The following is a 16,164-nucleotide window of genomic DNA, read 5'->3' on the forward strand; positions in this document are numbered from 1 at the left end:
CAGCATACGTGTGTAACGTTACGATCATGGCTCGACACATCATCGCCTCCGCGACGCGTCCACCCCTCGACGGTGCTCGCGCGGCGTACGCGCCCTACGCCGCGTTCGCCGCGTTCGGGATCTTCTGGGGCGCGTGGGGCGCCGCGCTGCCCGCGTTGCGCACCCAGGCGGGGGTCAGCGACGGCCAGCTGGGCACCGCCCTGCTCTTCGTCGGTCTGGGAGCGCTGCCGACGATGGCCGTCACCGGACGCGCGGTGGACCGCTTCGGGCTGCGCGTAGCGGCCTGGCTGCTGGCGGCGCTCGCCGGCGCCGGCCTGCTGATCACCGCAGGAGCGGACGGGATGGTTCTGCTGGTGACCGGGATGCTCGTGGTCGGCGCCGCCTCGGGTGCCGCGGACGTCGCCATCAACACGCTGGCCGGGCGCGCGGAGCACGCCACCGCACAGCCTCTGCTCACCCGTTCACACGGGCTGTTCTCCGTGGGCGTGGTCATCGCCAGCCTGTCCACCGGAGCGCTGCTGGGTGGGGGGCTGTCACTGCTGGCGACCTTCGGCGCGGTCGCGGCGGTGATGAGCGTCCTCGCAGCGACTGCCTGGCTGACCAGCGCGTCGCTGCAGATGCCGGATCACCAGGCCCCTGCTGCTGCCCGGCAGGAGTACGAGGCACCGACACGCTCCGGCACGACAGCGCCCCGCGGCGCACCACGCTTCACGGGTCTGTTGCGCCGGGTCGGCCCGACCTCACCGCTGCTGGTCGTGGGACTGGTCGCTGCCTCGGCATACGCCGTCGAGAACGCCCACCAGAGCTGGGGAGCGGTGATGCTCACCGACGTCTTCACCGCCTCGCCCCAGATGGCGGCCGCAGCCCCGGCGACCTTCGCCGCCACCGCCGCGCTGGCGCGCCTGAGCCTGGCCCCGCTCTCTCGCAGCCACCCCACCGCGATGCTCGTCGGTGGCGGCACCCTCGCCACCGCAGGCACCACGGTGCTGGCCACCGCTCCTTCGGTCGCCGTGGCCCTGGTCGGGCTCGTGCTGGCCGCCCTGGGCACCGCGACGCTGTTCCCCACGCTGCTGAGCCGCAGCCTGCGTGGCACGGACCCCGCGCAGCACGGCCGGGCCACCTCCACGGTCGCCGCCACCGCCTATCTGGGCTTTCTGCTCGGTCCGGCCTGCGTGGGCCTGCTGGCCGACCGCAGCGACCTTCGCGGCGCGATGCTCGGCGTGGCCGCGCTCGCCCTGATCTTCACCGTGACCGCAGCGCCGATCAGCGCCTGGGCGGCGAGAAGGAGGTGATGCACCTCGACGTCGCAGGACCCCTGTCCGACGACGGATCGGGTTCGTCCGGACGCGGCTGACGCCGAGGTCCGGGCGGCGCAGGACCCGTGAGCTGACGCGTCGCGGTGGTCCCGCCAGCACGGGGACCTGCTCGAAGGGCTCACCACCCGCGGTCGTCGTGGACACAGCTTCGTGCTGCGGCGCGCCCGACCTCAGCTGCGCGCCCGACCTCAGCTGCGCGCCCGGCCTCAGCTGCGCGCCCGGCCTCAGCTGCGCGCCCGGCCTCAGCCGGGAGCCGGGGCGGGCGCGAGGCGGTCCTCGCGCGTGAGTGCCCGCAGGTCCTGACGTCGACGACAGCCCGCGGCCGCGCGGGGTGGGCCTCGACGACGGCCGCCGGCTGCGGCCGCCGTCGCGCAGGATCGACGTCGACGTCACTCCCGGCGGCGCTGCTCAGTCGTCGAGCGACTGCTGCGCCGTCCACTCCCAGAGGCTGAGGCCCTCCGGCGTGGTCGGGGCGTTGCGTGCCTGGTAGATCCACGACCAGTGCCCGGGGTAGGTCACCCCGTCCCACGTCACGTCGTCGTACAGCGACAGGATCGAGCCGGGCAGCTGCTCGTGCGCCCACACGCTGGTCTCGGCGTACGGGACGGTGGGGTCGTTGCGCGCGTGGACGAACCACGTCGGCGTGCCCGCCAGCGCGGCGATCTCGGCCGCGTCGATGCGGTAGGTGCCGCCCGTGTAGTACGCCGGCGCCGAGACGGCGAGGGACGCGAAGTCGTCCGGGTAGGCGGCCACCAGGCGGGTCGCCATGTACCCGCCGGCCGAGGCGCCGGCGACGTGGATGCGGTCCGCGTCGACCTTGTACCGGTCGGCGATCTCGTCGATCAGGGCGCGCAGCCGCTCCTGGTAGCCCGCGGAGTCCGCGTTGTACCAGGTGTCCGGCACCTGCGGCACCAGCACGTACGCGCCGCCGAGGACCTGCTGCGCCTCCGGCGTCGTGAACCCGAGCGCACCGCGGTTGGCGCGCAGGGGCGGCTCGTTGTCGTAGTAGCCGCCCAGCCCGCCCTCGCCGTTGCCGTGCAGCCAGACGACGAGCGCACGGTCACCGCCGCCGCGCCGGTCCGGTGCGAACAGTCGGTAGTTGAGACCGGTGCCCGACACCCCCGCCCGGAACGCGTCGACCTCCGGGTCGACGAGGTCGCCCTGGACGAAGACGCGGATCGTCACGTCGCGGCCGTTGCGCAGCTCGAGCGGAGCGTTCTGCACGACCGTGTAGGTCAGGTCGAGCAGCACGTTGCGCCCGCCCACCGGCTGGTAGGTGAGCGTGTCCGCGCCGGGCGTGCGGAAGCCGGACGCCAGCTCCAGGTGGATGTCGCCCGAGCGGGTCAGCTCCACGCCGGTCACCGTCCGCTCGACGTCGAAGACCTGCTGCGGCCGACCGCCACGGTCGACGCCGTCCGGGTACGCACCGACGGCCCGCACGGTGAACGTGCCGGTGTCCAGCGACGCCGGGTCGATCTTCCGCAGCCGGTGCGCGTCGATCGTGATGCCCGTGACCTGCTCGCCCGAGTCGAGCACCTCGGCGTCGAGCGTGAAGGTGGTCTCGGCGGCGCGACCCGGTGGGTCGTCGCGGGGCGCGGCCACGCCCGGTGCGGCGATGGCAGCGAGGGCGAGCGTGGCGACGGCGGCCGTCGCGATCCGCCAGCGGTGCGGCAGCATGTGCATGGGGTGCCTCCAGATCATCGTTGACCACGCCCGACAGCGGGCGCGAGGACCCGTCGAACGCTACCGACATCTCCCCGGCTCGCCAGGAGACGGGCCATCCGGGCACGGCACGGGCCGCCGCCCGGGCCGGCCACGGACATCCGGGGCCGGGTACGGCCATCCGGGGCCGGCCACGGGCCGCACCCCACCCGGTCCGCCGCGACCGACCGGCCCTCACGGGCGGGGCGTCCTGGTGATCACCCGGCCACCGAGGTCGCCGGGCCGGCACGCGCCGCCGCCGTGGCCTCGCCGAGCGCGACGCCGAGGACCGAGACCGTCGGCCCCGACACGACGTCGACCCGGACGGAGCCTGCGCCCGTCTCGGCGCACGCGACGACGCGCACGCCGTTGCGTCCCGCCGTCTCCCGGGCGCGGCCGCACGGCTCCCAGCCGTCGCGCAACGCCGTCGCGGCGGCGAGCGCCGCCAGGTCCGCACCGGTCTGCGCCCGACCCCGAGCAGCCTGCGCCTGCGCGAGCCCGCCCAGCGCGACGAGCACGACGACCAGGCCCGCGACGATCCCGAGCACGAGCACGGTGCCCGCGCCGCGCTCACCGGCCGTCCCATGCGCCCCGTGGGACCTGGTGGACCCGCTGAACCTGCTGGACCCGAGCGACCCGTCGGACCCGAGCGACCCGTCGGACCCGAGCGACCCGTCGGACCCGCCGGACCCGTGCGGCCCGTCCGGTCGGTGCGGACGGTGCGGCCGGCCCCACCCGGTCACGGTTCGACGTGGGCGACGGCATGCCCGGACGCGCGCAGCGGCGCCGCGGAGAGCCAGCCGCCGACGACCGGGCTGCTCACCGTCACCTCCACCCAGGGTTCACCGCGCACGACGGTCACCTGCGCGCCGTCGCCCGCGATGTGCTGCGCCGTGGAGCGCACGGCCGCGTCGTCCTCGCCGATCGCCGCCGCCCGGGCCCCCGCCCTCGCCGCGTCCGCGGAGCGCATCTGGGCGCCCGCGGCCGCGGCGAGGGTCAGCACGGCGACGAGGACGAGCACGACCGCCGGCAGCGCGACCGCCAGCTCGGCGGTGACGGCTCCGTGCTCACGGGCCACCGGGCCGCGAGCCCGCCCCCCGCCACGGGTCGTGACCGACCGCCGCGACCGCTCTCGTCGCACGATCAGCCGATCGAGAGCGCGCTGCGGACGATCCCGAGCAGCAGCTCCCGCACCTCGCCGCTCTTGAGCACGACGATCAGCAGCCCGGCGAACCCGGCCGCCGCGACGGTCGCGATCGCGTACTCCGCGGTCGCGAGACCCGCCTCCCGGTCGCGCGCGCCGCCGGTGAGCCGCGCGAGCACGCGACCACCCGGCACCATCACCTCGCGGCCACCCGCCGCCACCACCTCGCGTCCACCCGGCGCCGCCACCTTCCGAGCACCCGGGACCGCCGCCTTCCGGGCCCGCCCCCGTCCCCGCGTGCCCTCACGCACCAGGACACCTCCTGGCGTCATCGTCCGCTCCGACGTCACAGTCCTCGTCATGGCTCTCTCCTCCTCGTGGCCCGCGGTCGCGGGCGGTCCGGCCACTCTGGCGAGAGCGATCGCGACCGTGCCGCCGGCACCGGTCGCCCGGTGGACGGGACACCCGACGGCAGGGCCTGTGGACGGTCAGGACGGGCTCACCTGCGCGCACGGTCACGCCGACGAGAGCGACCGGGTTCCGCCGGGGCGTGTCCGGGATCGGGCGGGGTCCGGCGGGGGTACGGAAGGGTCCGTCAGGGTGAGGCAAGGTCCGTCAGGGTGAGGCAGCGTCGGCAGGGGGAGGCAAGGTCCGTCAGGGTGAGGAAGGACCGCAGGGTTCGCCGGGAGCACCGACGAGCTCTCTGCCACAGTGGTGTCGATCTGCGCCCCGCTCGCGCGTCATGACCACGAGACCTCGACCGAGGTCCCTCGTCCGGGGCCGACCGGGCGGCGGCACGAGCCAGGAGACGACCATGAGCACCGAGTACGTCATCCTCATCCACGACGACGAGAGCGCCTGGGTGGACCCTTCCCCCGAGCTCCGCGCAGCGACGTACGCCCGACACGACGAGTTCGCCCGCCTCGCCGCCGACGCGGGTCACGAGGTCACGGGCGGCGGCGAGCTGCGCAAGACGTCCACCGCGCGCGTCGTCCGGCCCGGGGCGACCCCGGACCAGGCGCTCGTCACCGACGGTCCCTTCGCCGAGCTCGCCGAGCAGGTCGGGGGCTACTACGTCGTCGAGACCGCGGACCTCGACGGCCTGGAGCGCGTCCTCGCCACCGCGTTCGCCGGCAGCCCCGAGTCGTTCGAGATCCGCCGGGTCGTCTCGGAGGAGGAGCACGCGTCCGGTCGGGCCGCGAGCGCCGACGTGGCGAAGGTCGGCACATGAGGTTCGTGCTCCTGCTCCACGAGGACGAGCAGGTGTGGGCGCGTGCGACGCCGGCGGAGCGGGACGACCACGCCCGCCGCCACGACGCCTTCACGGGCTTCGTCCGCGAGCGCGGGGCGGTCGTCGCGGGCGAGGCGCTGAGCACCGTTGCCGCGGCGACGACCGTCCGCCGCGACGGGGACGCGGTCGTCGTGACCGACGGCCCGTACGCCGAGGTCGTCGAGCAGGTCTGCGGCTTCTACGTCGTCGACCTGCCCGATCTCGACGCCGTCGTGGACGCCGTCGCGCTCCTGCCGCGGTCCACCGTCGAGGTCCGGCCCGTCGTCGCCGTCGACGCCCCGTGAACGCGGAGGGGTCGCCGTCCACGGCGGACGAGGCGCTCGCGGCGGCCTGGCGCGAGCACTGGGCGCGGCTCCTCGGCGCCCTCGTGGCCCGCTACCGCCGCCCCGACCTGGCCGAGGACGCGCTCGCCGACGCCTTCGCGGCGGCAGCACGGACGTGGCCGGCGGACGGTGTCCCCTCCAACCCCGCCGGCTGGCTGCGGACCGTGGCCGGCCGGAAGGTCCTCGACCGGCTCCGCGCGGAGGCGGTCGCCCTCCGGAAGGAACCGCTCATGGTCGTGGAGGAACGCGATCGCCCCGGCCCGCCCGACCCGGGCGCCGGTCCCGACGACGGCGCCCACGTCCCCGACGAGCGGCTGCGGCTGGTCTTCGCGTGCTGCCACCCGGCGCTCGCCCCCGAGGCGCGCGCGGCGCTCACGCTCCGGTTCGTCGCCGGGCTCGGCGTGCCCGACCTCGCGCGGCTCTTCCTCGTCCCCGAGGCGACGATGGCGGCGCGCCTCACCCGCGCGAAGAAGCGGCTCGCGGCGTCCGGCATACCGTTCGCGGTGCCCGCACCCGAGCACCTCGCCGAGCGGCTCGACGTCGTCGCGACGGTCCTGTACCTCGCGTTCACCGCGGGCTACGCGCCGGGGACCGGACCCGACCTGCACCGGGCCGAGCTCGCGGGAGAGGCGATCCGCCTCGTCCGCCTCCTCGACGAGCTGCTCCCGGGCCGGCCCGTCGTCCGGGCGCTCCTCGCGCTGCTCGTGCTGCAGCACGCCCGGCGGGACGCGCGGACCGGTCCCGACGGGACCCTCGTCCTGCTCGCGGACCAGGACCGCTCCCGCTGGCACGCCGACGAGACCGCCGTCGGCCTCGCGGTGCTCGCGACCGTGCCCGACGACGCCGCCGGGCTCGCGCGGGACTACCTCTTCCAGGCCCGGGTCGCGGCCGCGCACGCGACGGCGCGGTCCGCGGCGGACACCGACTGGGCGGTGATCGCGGCGACCTACGCCGCGCTGGAGGAGCACACGGGCTCACCCGTCGTCCGGCTCGCGCGTGCCGTCGCCGTCGCCGAGTCGTCCGGACCCGAGGCGGGCCTCTCCCTCCTGGACGGGCTCGACGCCGCGCTGCCTCGTCACCACCGGCTCCCCGCCGTGCGCGGTGAGCTCCTCGCGCGCGCCGGCCGTCGCGACGCGGCGGTCGCCGCGCTCGAGCTCGCGATCGAACGGTGCGCCAACGACGCCGAGCGCGCGCACCTCGAACGTCGTCGCCGGGACGTCGCCGGCGGATGAGGTCGTGGTTCAGCCACCGAGGATCCCCGAGCCCAGCGAGAGCAGCACGGGCAGCACGCCCACGAGGACGAACGCGGGCAGGAAGCACGCACCGAGCGGCAGGACGAGGTGGACGCCGAGCCGGGCGGCAGCGCTCCGCGCGGCCGCCGCGCGGTCCTGTCGCAGCGCGTCCCCCGCCGCCCGCAACGAGCCGACCGGCCCCGCACCGTGCACCCAGGCCGGTCGCAGGGCACGACGCACCACGTCGAGGCGTCGGGGGACGTCGTGCCATGCGCCGTCCCAGTCCGATCCGAGCACGAGAGCGGCGCCCGCCCGCCGCAGGTACTCGCCGTCGGACCCTCCGACCGCGACGCCCACCGCGTCGAGGGCCCGAGGCACCGACGCCCCGGCCCGCACGGCCGCCGCGAGGAGCTCGAGGACCACGCCGGTCTCGACCACCGGCTCGACCCCGAGCCGTCGCCCCGCACCCCGCAGGCCCCCACGGGAGGCCTTGCCGCCCCGTGCCTGCCTGCGCGATCCCTCCGCCAGCCCGGCGACCCGGCGCTCCCTCGCGGACCGGGCGAGCCACCACGGCGACGCCGCGAGGAGGACGCAGGCGGCGACGACCAGCGCGAGCCCTCTCACGGCGCCTCCCCCGCGGCGCGCGCCCGGGCCACGAGCCGAGCGGACCACGCGCGACCGACCACGAGCAGCAGGACGCCGAGGAGCAGGCCGACCGTCCCGATGCCCCCGTCGAGCGCGGTGGCGACCGCGTCCGCACCGAGCACGTAGCCGAGCAGGACACCGACGGCGGGCAGCCAGAGCAGCACGCGCGTCGTCGCGCGGGGCCCCGCGAGCGCCGCGTCCCGGGCGGCGCGCGCCTCGGCCTCGGCGGCGATCGACGTGGCCACCTCGTCGAGCACGGTCGCGAGGGGTGCCCCCACGTCGCCGGCAAGCCGGCACGCCGCCACGACGGCCCGCGCCGTCGACGCGCCACCGACGTGCGCGGCGAGGTCCGCCGCGCGCGGCGTCCCGGCCGCGTCGACCCGAACCCCGGTCGCACGCTCCCACGTCGCGCCCGGCGGCTGACCGGCGCGCAGGAGGGCGCCGACCTGCGTCACGACGAGGCGGACGGCCTCCACCTCGGTGCGGCCGTCCCGACCCCGGCCACGTCCTCTCCCGCGGCGCGCCCGCCCGGGCTCCGCGCCCGCGGAGCCGTCGCCCGCGCCGCTCCCGCGGACGGCGACGGAGGCTCGGCGTCCTCCGGGGTCGAGGACGCACCACGCGGCGAGCGCGACGAGCACGCCGACGACGGACGTCACGGCACGCCGCCCGGGCTCACGGGGACCACCGGCGCACGAGCTCGTCCCAGGCCGGACCCGGTCGGGGATCGTCGCGGCCGCCCCAGGACGCGGCGAGGTCGACGACCAGACCTGCCCTCTCGTCACGTCGGACGAGGCCCACCTGGGCGAGGACCCGCCGGCGCGCGACCTCACCACCACCGCGCCGCAGGTGCAGCACGACGTCGAGGCCGCTCGCCGCTTGCGCGGCCACCGCGACCCGGTCCATCCCCGCGAGCGCCGCGAGGGCCTCCAGCCGCGCGGGGATCACACCGACGTCGTTGGCGTGGATCGTCGCGAGCCCGCCCTCGTGGCCCGTGTTCAGCGCCATGAGGACCTCGCGGACCTCGGCCCCCCGGCACTCGCCCAGCACGATCCGGTCGGGCCGCATGCGCAGCGCCGCCCGCACCAGGTCGGCGAGGTCCACGCCGCCCGCGCCCTCGACGTTCGGGCGGCGCGCGGTGAGCGGCACGACGTGCGGGTGGTCGGGCACGAGCTCGCGGGCCTCCTCGACGCACACCACGCGCTCGTCGTGCGGGACGAGCGCGAGCAGGGCGGCGAGCAGCGTCGTCTTCCCGGTGCCCGTGCCGCCGGAGACGAGGACGGACGCCCGCCGCGCGACGAGCACGCGCAGGAGGGCCTCCCACGCGGGAGGGACGGTCCCCTGTGCGACGAGCTCGCGGAGTCCGAACGCGCTGGGCCGCAGCACGCGCAGCGAGATGACCGCCCCCGCGGCGCACACCGGCGCGACGACGGCGTGCAGGCGCGTGCCGTCCGGCAGCCGCGCGTCGACGACCGGGCTCGCGTCGTCGAGGCGTCCACCCCCCGCCGCGGCCAGCCGGGCCGCGAGGGCGCGCACGTCCTCGGCCCGCCCGAGCGAGACCGGCACCCGCTCGAGGCCGGCGCCGCGGTCGACCCACACGTCGTCGGGGCCGTTGACGAGGACGTCGGTGACACCGGGCTGTTCGAGCAGGTGCTGCAGCGGCCCGGCCCCGTAGAGCTCGGCTCGGGCCGTCCGGGTGAGCTCGCGCAGCGCCGTGGAGCCGATCACGCGGCCGGACGCGCGGAGCGCGTCGACGAGCCGGGCGTCGCCGGGTCGGGCGTCGCCGAGCGCGGTGCCGTCGGCGCCGGGCTCGCGGCCCGCGCGCGCGAGGCGGTCCCGCACGCCGTCGAGCAGCTCGGTCGTCGAGGACGTCATGCGCGCCTCGCCGGCCCGAGGTACCGACCGGCGAGCGCGCGCCCGGCCCGGTCGACGGGCCCGCCCGGAGGGCACGGGCCGTGGCCGCGCTCGATCGCGCCCGCGACCCGGCGGTCCCACCGGACCGTGAGCGCGACCTCGAGGCCCACGGCGTGCGCGACCTCGGCCGGCGACAGCCGTCCGGGCGCGGGATGCCGCAGGACGAGCGCGGCCGGACGACCCACGAGGTGCCGGACGAGGGCCGCCGCACCACCCACGGCGGGGACGTCGAGCGGAGTCACGACGAGCACCTCGTCGCACGCGGCGAGCAGCTCGCCGACGGACGGCCCGAGGGTCTCCCGCCCGACGTCGAGCACGACGAGCCCGCCCCGCGGGACGGCGGACTCGGCGAGGGCGGCGACGACGTCCACGACGCACTCGGGAGCGGCGCCGCCCGCGCTCGTCGCGCTGACCACGGCGACGTCGGCCCAGCGCGGCAGGCGCTCGACGAGGTCGGCGCCGTCGAGCCGGCCGCGCGCGTCGTCGAGGTCGGGCCACCGCACGCCGGGCGCGTCCTCGACCCCGAGCAGGACGTCGAGCCCCGCGCCCGCACCGGCGAGGTCGACGAGGCACGCGGGCGCGCGGCGTCGGGACGCGGCCCTCGCGAGGGCCGCCGCGACGACGCTGGCCCCCGCGCCGCCGCGCGCCGCGACGACCCCGACCACCCCACCCGTGCTGCTCACGTGCCCTCCGTCCGCGCGTCCCACCCGCACACCCTGGGACGCCGCGGACCGGCGCGCGACCCTCCCGGGGCCGCCCTGTGGAGGACTCCCGGCACGCCGGGCCTGTGGACGGCCACGCCGCGCCGCTAGGCTCACCGCGTGACCTCGCCGACGGACCACTCGCCACCGCGCACCGACGGTCGCGTCGCCGCGTTCTTCGACCTGGACAAGACGATCATCGCGACGTCGTCCGCCGCCGCCTTCTCCCGCCCCTTCTTCGCGGGCGGTCTGATCAACCGGGCCGACGTGCTGCGCAGCGCGTACGCGCACTTCCTCTTCATGGTGGGCGGCGCGGACGCCGACCAGACCGAGCGGATGCGTGCCCACCTGTCGAGCCTCGTCACGGGCTGGGACGTCGCGACCGTCTCCCGCATCGTCGAGGAGACCCTGCACGAGCACATCGACCCCGTCGTCTACGCCGAGGCGGTCGAGCTCATCGACTCCCACCACGCGCACGGGCACGACGTCGTCGTGGTGTCCGCGTCCGGGAGCGAGGTGGTCGAGCCGATCGCCGCGGTGCTCGGTGCCGACCACGCCATCTCGTCGCGCATGGCCGTCGAGGACGGCCGCTACACGGGCGGGATCGACTTCTACGCGTACGGCGAGAACAAGGCCGCCGCCATCCGCGAGCTCGCCGAGCGGGAGGGTTACGACCTCGGTGCGAGCTACGCGTACTCCGACTCCGTGACCGACGCACCGATGCTCGCCGAGGTGGGCCACGCGTCCGTCGTGAACCCCGACCGGGCGCTGCGCCGCCTCGCCGCCGAGCAGGGCTGGGGCGTCCTGGCGTTCACCAAGCCCGTCGCGCTGCGCTCGCACCTCGCGCCGACGACGCCGGCGCTCGCCGCGGCGGGCCTCCTCACCGTCGCCGTCGTCGGCCTGCTCGTCTGGCGCGCGGTGCGCCGGCACCGTCGCGCCGGGCGCACGACGGACGGCTGACGCGGGACGTCCCGGACCAACCTCGCGAGGCGGGCTCGAACACGGGTAGAACACGCTGTGAGGGTCTGCCCGCGGGCTTGCGGTCCGCTCCGGCCGGGGCTCTCATGGAGGGACAACAGCATCGCGGAGGTACCCACGCGCAGGTAGTCCACGCGGAGGACTCGCTGACCGGGCGGGACGGCCATGACGGCCCCCCGAAGCCGTTGCAGCGGCTACGAACCGAGCACGCCTTGATAGCCACCGAGATGCTGGCGGGACGGCGCCCGAGAGGGCGCCGTCGTCGTGTCCGGACTCGTCGCCGGCACGATACTGGTGCCCATGACCTCTGCGCCGAGCGTGTCCTCCTCCATCACCGTCCGCCTGCAGGTCGAGGCGCGACCCACCGCCGTGAGCGAGCTGACGACCGCGATCGAGCACACGGGCGGCATCGTCTCAGCGCTCGACGTCACAGCGTCCGGCCACGAGCGCATCACCGTGGACGTGACCGTCGCGACGCGCGGCGAGGAGCACGCGGGCGAGATCGTCGCCGCGCTGCGGGGGCTGCCGGGGGTCGTCGTGGACCGGGTCTCCGACCGCACGTTCCTGCTCCACCTCGGCGGCAAGCTGCAGATCGAGTCGAAGGTGCCGATCCGCAACCGCGACGACCTGTCGATGATCTACACGCCCGGCGTCGCGCGGGTGTGCGAGGCCATCGCCGCCAAGCCCGAGGACGCCCGCCGCCTCACGATCAAGCGCAACACCGTCGCGGTGGTCACCGACGGGTCGGCGGTGCTCGGCCTCGGCGACATCGGCCCGCTCGCGTCGCTGCCCGTCATGGAGGGCAAGGCCGCGCTGTTCAAGCGGTTCGCGGGCATCGACGCGTTCCCCATCGCGCTCGACACGACCGACGTCGACGAGATCGTGCGCACCGTCAAGGCCATCGCGCCCGTGTTCGCGGGCATCAACCTCGAGGACATCTCGGCGCCGCGCTGCTTCGAGATCGAGGCGCGGCTGCGGGCCGAGCTCGACATCCCCGTGTTCCACGACGACCAGCACGGCACCGCGATCGTCGCGCTCGCGGCCCTGACGAACGCGCTCGAGGTCGTGGGCAAGTCGCTGCCCGACGTGCGGATCGTCCTCTCCGGCGCGGGGGCGGCCGGGACCGCGGTGCTCAAGCTCCTCCTCGCCGCCGGGGCCCGCGACGTCGTGGTCGCCGACATCGAGGGCGTCGTCCACCCGGGCCGCCCCGGGCTCTCGCCGTCGCTCGCCTGGACCGCGGTGAACACCAACCCGCGCGGCGTCACGGGCACCCTCAAGGACGCCGTCGTCGACGCCGACGTGTTCGTCGGCGTCTCCGCGCCCGACGTCATCACGGGCGACGACGTCGCGCGCATGGCCCCGGACGCGATCGTCTTCGCGATGGCGAACCCGCGCCCCGAGGTGGACCCCGTCGAGGCGGCGAAGCACGCCGCGATCGTCGGCACCGGGCGGTCGGACTTCGCGAACCAGATCAACAACGTCCTCGCGTTCCCCGGCGTCTTCCGCGGGCTGCTCGACGCGCAGTCGCACGTCATCACCGACCGCATGCTCCTCGCCGCGGCCCGCGCGCTCGCGTCGACGATCCACGAGGACCAGCTCAACCCGACGTACATCGTCCCGAGCGTCTTCAACCCCGAGGTGACCACCCTCGTCGCCGCCGCCGTCGAGCGCGCCGCGCGCGAGGGGGACGGCACCGAGCCGGCGGCCCTGACGGGCGGGGTGCCACGCGTCTCCGCGGCGCCCGCCCCGGGCACGGTCCCCACCACGGCCACGGAGGCCTGACGATGCAGCGCGTCACGACCCGCAACGCCGCCTTCCAGCAGTGGGAGGCGCTGCTCACCAACCGGACCAAGCGGCACCGCGCGGGCGAGCTGGTCGTCCAGGGCGTACGCCCGATCACCGTCGCCGTCGAGTCGGGGTGGACGGTCCGCACGTGGCTCGTCGACGCCGACCGGTCGCTGTCGACCTGGGCGCACACGATGCTCGACCGGGTCCGCGCGCACACCTTCGCGGTGTCGACCCCGCTGATGCGCGAGCTCGGTGGCAAGGACGACGACGCGCCCGAGCTGCTCGCCGTCGTCGAGATGCCGCCGGACGACCTCGCGCGGATCCCGGTCGGCGCGGCCGGCACGGACGGCACGGCCTTCCTCGGCGTCGTGCTCGACCGGCCGACCAGTCCCGGCAACGTCGGGACCGTGGCACGCTCGCTCGACGCGTTCGGCGGGAGGGGCCTCGTCGTCGCGGGCCACGCCGCGGACCCCTACGACCCGCGCGCGCTGCGGGCGAGCACCGGGTCGCTCTTCTCCGTGCCCACGGTCCGCGTCCCCTCCGGCCGCGAGGTGCTCGAGTGGGTCGCGTCGCAGCGCGCCGCGGGGCACCCGCTCACGCTCGTGGGCACCGACGAGGACGGCGACGTCGAGCTCGCCGACCACGACCTCACCGGCCCGACCCTGCTGCTCACGGGGAACGAGACGACCGGCCTCAGCGCCGGCTGGCGCGAGGCGTGCGACGTCATGGTGAGCATCCCCATGGCCGGCTCAGCCAGCTCGCTGAACGCCGCGAGCGCCACGACGGTCGTGCTGTACGAGGCGGTCCGCCAGCGTCGCGCGCACGGTCTGTCCCGTCGACCCGGTCCCGACGCCGCTGCCTAGGCGCTGACGGACGCATTTGTCAGCACCACGGCCGAATATGCCCTGAGGGTGACGGCGGTCACCCGGCCGGGGCTAGACTCGCGGCGGCGGGGCTCGCCCCGCGCACCCTCGGCGCGCTGCTGCGCTCGCGCCGTCGGGCACCGCACCAGAGTCGATGCGCACCGGAGGTCAGCGTGCCAGAGAACGAAACCGACGCCGCGGCAGCGGCTGCCACACCCGGGCTGGAGAACCTCCTCCACGAGACCCGGAGCTTCCCGCCGAGCCCCGAGCTCGCCGCGCAGGCGAACGCGCAGCCGGGGATCTACGAGGAGGCGGCCGCCGACCGGCTCGCGTTCTGGGCGAAGCAGGCGCAGGACCTCGTCACGTGGCGCACCCCGTTCACCGAGACGCTGGACTGGTCGCAGGCGCCCGTCGCGCACTGGTTCGCCGACGGCACGCTCAACGCCGCGTACAACGCGGTCGACCGCCACGTCGAGGCCGGCCTCGGCGACCGCGTCGCGCTCCACTTCGAGGGCGAGCCCGGCGACACGCGCACGGTCACGTACGCGGAGCTGCAGCGCGAGGTGTCGCGTGCCGCGAACGCCCTCGCGGCGCTCGGCGTGACCACGGGTGACCGCGTGGTCCTCTACCTGCCGATGGTCGTCGAGGCCGTCGTCGCGATGCTCGCGTGCGCGCGCCTCGGCGCCCCGCACTCCGTGGTGTTCGGCGGCTTCTCCGCGGACGCGCTGCGCAGCCGCATCGCCGACGCCGAGGCGACGCTCGTCATCACCGCCGACGGCGGCTACCGCCGCGGGTCCGCCTCGGCGCTCAAGCCGGCGGTGGACGAGGCCCTCGCCCCGAAGGAGGGCGCGCCCGCCACGACCGTGCAGCACGTGCTCGTCGTGCGCCGCACCGGGCAGGACACCGCGTGGACCGAGGGCCGCGACGTCTGGTGGCACGACGCTCTCGAGTCCGCCGACACGACGCACGAGCCCGTGTGGGTCGAGGCCGAGCACCCGCTGTTCATCCTCTACACGTCGGGCACCACCGGGAAGCCCAAGGGGATCCTCCACACGACCGGCGGCTACCTCGCGCAGACGGCGTTCACCCACAGGAACGTCTTCGACCTCAAGCCCGAGACCGACGTCTACTGGTGCACCGCCGACATCGGCTGGGTCACCGGGCACTCGTACGTCGTGTACGGGCCGCTGCTCAACGGCGCGACCCAGGTGATCTACGAGGGCACCCCCGACACCCCGCACCAGGGCCGCTGGTGGGAGCTCGTGGAGAAGTACAAGGTGTCCATCCTCTACACCGCGCCCACGGCGATCCGCGCGTGCATGAAGTGGGGCGCGGAGATCCCCGCGCAGTTCGACCTGTCGTCGCTGCGCGTGCTCGGGTCGGTGGGCGAGCCCATCAACCCGGAGGCGTGGATGTGGTACCGCCGGGTCATCGGCGGCGACCGCACCCCCATCGTCGACACGTGGTGGCAGACCGAGACCGGCGCGATCATGATCTCGCCGCTCCCCGGCGTCACGGCCGCGAAGCCGGGCTCCGCGCAGGTGCCGCTGCCCGGGATCTCCGCGACCGTCGTCGACGACGAGGCGCACGAGGTCCCGAACGGTGGCGGCGGCTACCTCGTCCTCTCCGAGCCGTGGCCGTCGATGCTGCGCGGCATCTGGGGCGACCTCGAGCGCTTCAAGGACACGTACTGGTCGCGGTTCCCCGGCATCTACTTCGCCGGTGACGGCGCGAAGAAGGACGAGGACGGCGACATCTGGCTCCTCGGCCGGGTCGACGACGTCATGAACGTCTCCGGCCACCGTCTGTCGACCACGGAGATCGAGTCGGCGCTCGTGTCGAACCCCATGGTCGCGGAGGCCGCCGTCGTGGGCGCGGCCGACGACCTGACCGGCCAGGCCGTCGTCGCGTTCGTCATCCTGCGGGGCGAGCACGCGGCGCGGGCCTCGGACGCGGAGGGCGCCGCGGCCGTGCAGAGCGAGCTGCGCAACCACGTGGCGAAGGAGATCGGCCCGATCGCCAAGCCGAAGAAGATCCTCGTCGTCGCCGAGCTGCCCAAGACCCGGTCGGGCAAGATCATGCGGCGCCTCCTGCGCGACGTCGCGGAGAACCGGGCCGTCGGCGACGCGACGACGCTCGCGGACTCCTCCGTCATGGACCTCATCGCGACGGGCCTGCGGACGCCGCAGTCGTCCGACGACTGACCCGCCCCACCCCGAGCACGACCTGAGGGTCGCCATCCGCCGGATGGCGACCCTCAGGTCGTGCTCG

The 16,164-nt window shown here is 75.7% G+C and carries 16 protein-coding genes; 8 read left to right on the forward strand and 8 right to left on the reverse strand.

Features of this window, described 5'->3' with window-relative positions; all coding sequences use genetic code 11:
• Nucleotides 1–26 precede the first annotated feature (26 nt).
• Entirely contained in the window at nt 27–1,292 is a 1,266-nt protein-coding gene (locus tag ACWPWV_RS03470) for an MFS transporter (RefSeq protein WP_454041563.1), read from the forward strand.
• 432 nt (nt 1,293–1,724) lie between these two features.
• Here ACWPWV_RS03470 and ACWPWV_RS03475 read toward each other — a convergent pair whose 3' ends face one another.
• The 4 genes from ACWPWV_RS03475 to ACWPWV_RS03490 form a co-directional block, all read right to left on the reverse strand.
• Entirely contained in the window at nt 1,725–3,017 is a 1,293-nt protein-coding gene (locus ACWPWV_RS03475; RefSeq protein ID WP_454041564.1) for a prolyl oligopeptidase family serine peptidase, read from the reverse strand.
• A gap of 218 nt (nt 3,018–3,235) precedes the next feature.
• Entirely contained in the window at nt 3,236–3,760 is a 525-nt protein-coding gene (locus ACWPWV_RS03480) for an Rv3654c family TadE-like protein (RefSeq protein ID WP_454041565.1), read from the reverse strand.
• Nucleotides 3,757–4,095 carry a TadE family type IV pilus minor pilin gene (locus ACWPWV_RS03485; RefSeq protein WP_454041566.1) on the reverse strand — a complete coding sequence of 113 codons (339 nt, stop codon included), beginning with the start codon at nt 4,093–4,095 and terminating at the stop codon, nt 3,757–3,759. Before ACWPWV_RS03485 ends, ACWPWV_RS03480 begins: the two co-directional genes overlap by 4 nt.
• 65 nt (nt 4,096–4,160) lie before the next feature.
• Entirely contained in the window at nt 4,161–4,385 is a 225-nt protein-coding gene (locus ACWPWV_RS03490; RefSeq protein ID WP_454041567.1) for a DUF4244 domain-containing protein, read from the reverse strand.
• A gap of 590 nt (nt 4,386–4,975) precedes the next feature.
• Between ACWPWV_RS03490 and ACWPWV_RS03495 the strand changes: the two genes are divergently transcribed.
• Genes ACWPWV_RS03495 through ACWPWV_RS03505 form a run of 3 tightly spaced genes read left to right on the forward strand, consistent with a single transcriptional unit; the run spans nt 4,976 to nt 7,007 of the window.
• Complete coding sequence (locus ACWPWV_RS03495; RefSeq protein ID WP_454041568.1) at nt 4,976–5,392, forward strand: YciI family protein; 417 nt, start codon at nt 4,976–4,978, stop codon at nt 5,390–5,392.
• On the forward strand, nt 5,389–5,736 hold the full coding sequence (locus ACWPWV_RS03500) for a YciI family protein (RefSeq protein ID WP_454041569.1): 348 nt from the start codon (nt 5,389–5,391) through the stop codon (nt 5,734–5,736). The genes ACWPWV_RS03495 and ACWPWV_RS03500 overlap by 4 nt, the downstream gene beginning before the upstream one ends.
• Nucleotides 5,733–7,007 carry an RNA polymerase sigma factor gene (locus ACWPWV_RS03505; protein WP_454041570.1) on the forward strand — a complete coding sequence of 425 codons (1,275 nt, stop codon included), beginning with the start codon at nt 5,733–5,735 and terminating at the stop codon, nt 7,005–7,007. Before ACWPWV_RS03500 ends, ACWPWV_RS03505 begins: the two co-directional genes overlap by 4 nt.
• Nucleotides 7,008–7,016: 9 nt before the next feature.
• On the opposite strand, the gene ACWPWV_RS03510 is transcribed toward ACWPWV_RS03505, so the two are convergent.
• Genes ACWPWV_RS03510 through ssd form a run of 4 tightly spaced genes read right to left on the reverse strand, consistent with a single transcriptional unit; the run spans nt 7,017 to nt 10,246 of the window.
• On the reverse strand, nt 7,017–7,631 hold the full coding sequence (locus ACWPWV_RS03510; RefSeq protein ID WP_454041571.1) for a type II secretion system F family protein: 615 nt from the start codon (nt 7,629–7,631) through the stop codon (nt 7,017–7,019).
• On the reverse strand, nt 7,628–8,308 hold the full coding sequence (locus ACWPWV_RS03515; RefSeq protein WP_454041572.1) for a hypothetical protein: 681 nt from the start codon (nt 8,306–8,308) through the stop codon (nt 7,628–7,630). The genes ACWPWV_RS03510 and ACWPWV_RS03515 overlap by 4 nt, the downstream gene beginning before the upstream one ends.
• Before the next feature lie 16 nt (nt 8,309–8,324).
• Nucleotides 8,325–9,524: a TadA family conjugal transfer-associated ATPase gene (locus ACWPWV_RS03520; RefSeq protein WP_454041573.1), complete on the reverse strand. Its 1,200-nt coding sequence runs from the start codon at nt 9,522–9,524 to the stop codon at nt 8,325–8,327.
• Nucleotides 9,521–10,246: a septum site-determining protein Ssd gene (ssd, locus tag ACWPWV_RS03525; protein ID WP_454041574.1), complete on the reverse strand. Its 726-nt coding sequence runs from the start codon at nt 10,244–10,246 to the stop codon at nt 9,521–9,523. The genes ACWPWV_RS03520 and ssd overlap by 4 nt, the downstream gene beginning before the upstream one ends.
• Nucleotides 10,247–10,384: 138 nt before the next feature.
• Between ssd and ACWPWV_RS03530 the strand changes: the two genes are divergently transcribed.
• The 4 genes from ACWPWV_RS03530 (at nt 10,385) to acs (ending at nt 16,097) form a co-directional block, all read left to right on the forward strand.
• Entirely contained in the window at nt 10,385–11,224 is an 840-nt protein-coding gene (locus ACWPWV_RS03530) for an HAD family hydrolase (protein WP_454041575.1), read from the forward strand.
• A 318-nt stretch (nt 11,225–11,542) separates the two neighbouring features.
• A complete protein-coding gene (locus ACWPWV_RS03535) occupies nt 11,543–13,024 on the forward strand; it encodes a malic enzyme-like NAD(P)-binding protein (protein ID WP_454041576.1) in 1,482 nt (493 codons plus the stop codon).
• Nucleotides 13,025–13,026: 2 nt separating this feature from the next.
• On the forward strand, nt 13,027–13,893 hold the full coding sequence (locus tag ACWPWV_RS03540; protein ID WP_454041577.1) for a TrmH family RNA methyltransferase: 867 nt from the start codon (nt 13,027–13,029) through the stop codon (nt 13,891–13,893).
• A 173-nt stretch (nt 13,894–14,066) separates the two neighbouring features.
• Nucleotides 14,067–16,097: an acetate--CoA ligase gene (gene acs / locus ACWPWV_RS03545; RefSeq protein WP_454041578.1), complete on the forward strand. Its 2,031-nt coding sequence runs from the start codon at nt 14,067–14,069 to the stop codon at nt 16,095–16,097.
• Nucleotides 16,098–16,164: the final 67 nt, after the last annotated feature.

The sequence above is a fragment of the Cellulosimicrobium sp. Marseille-Q8652 genome (assembly GCF_965112045.1).

Coding starts and splice junctions, on each gene's coding strand:
- ACWPWV_RS03470 (WP_454041563.1), top strand. CDS start 27: ATGGCTCGACACATCATCGCCTCCGCGACGCGTCCACCCCTCGACGGT.
- ACWPWV_RS03475 (WP_454041564.1), bottom strand. CDS start 3,017: ATGATCTGGAGGCACCCCATGCACATGCTGCCGCACCGCTGGCGGATC.
- ACWPWV_RS03495 (WP_454041568.1), top strand. CDS start 4,976: ATGAGCACCGAGTACGTCATCCTCATCCACGACGACGAGAGCGCCTGG.
- ACWPWV_RS03500 (WP_454041569.1), top strand. CDS start 5,389: ATGAGGTTCGTGCTCCTGCTCCACGAGGACGAGCAGGTGTGGGCGCGT.
- ACWPWV_RS03520 (WP_454041573.1), bottom strand. CDS start 9,524: ATGACGTCCTCGACGACCGAGCTGCTCGACGGCGTGCGGGACCGCCTC.
- ACWPWV_RS03535 (WP_454041576.1), top strand. CDS start 11,543: ATGACCTCTGCGCCGAGCGTGTCCTCCTCCATCACCGTCCGCCTGCAG.
- ACWPWV_RS03540 (WP_454041577.1), top strand. CDS start 13,027: ATGCAGCGCGTCACGACCCGCAACGCCGCCTTCCAGCAGTGGGAGGCG.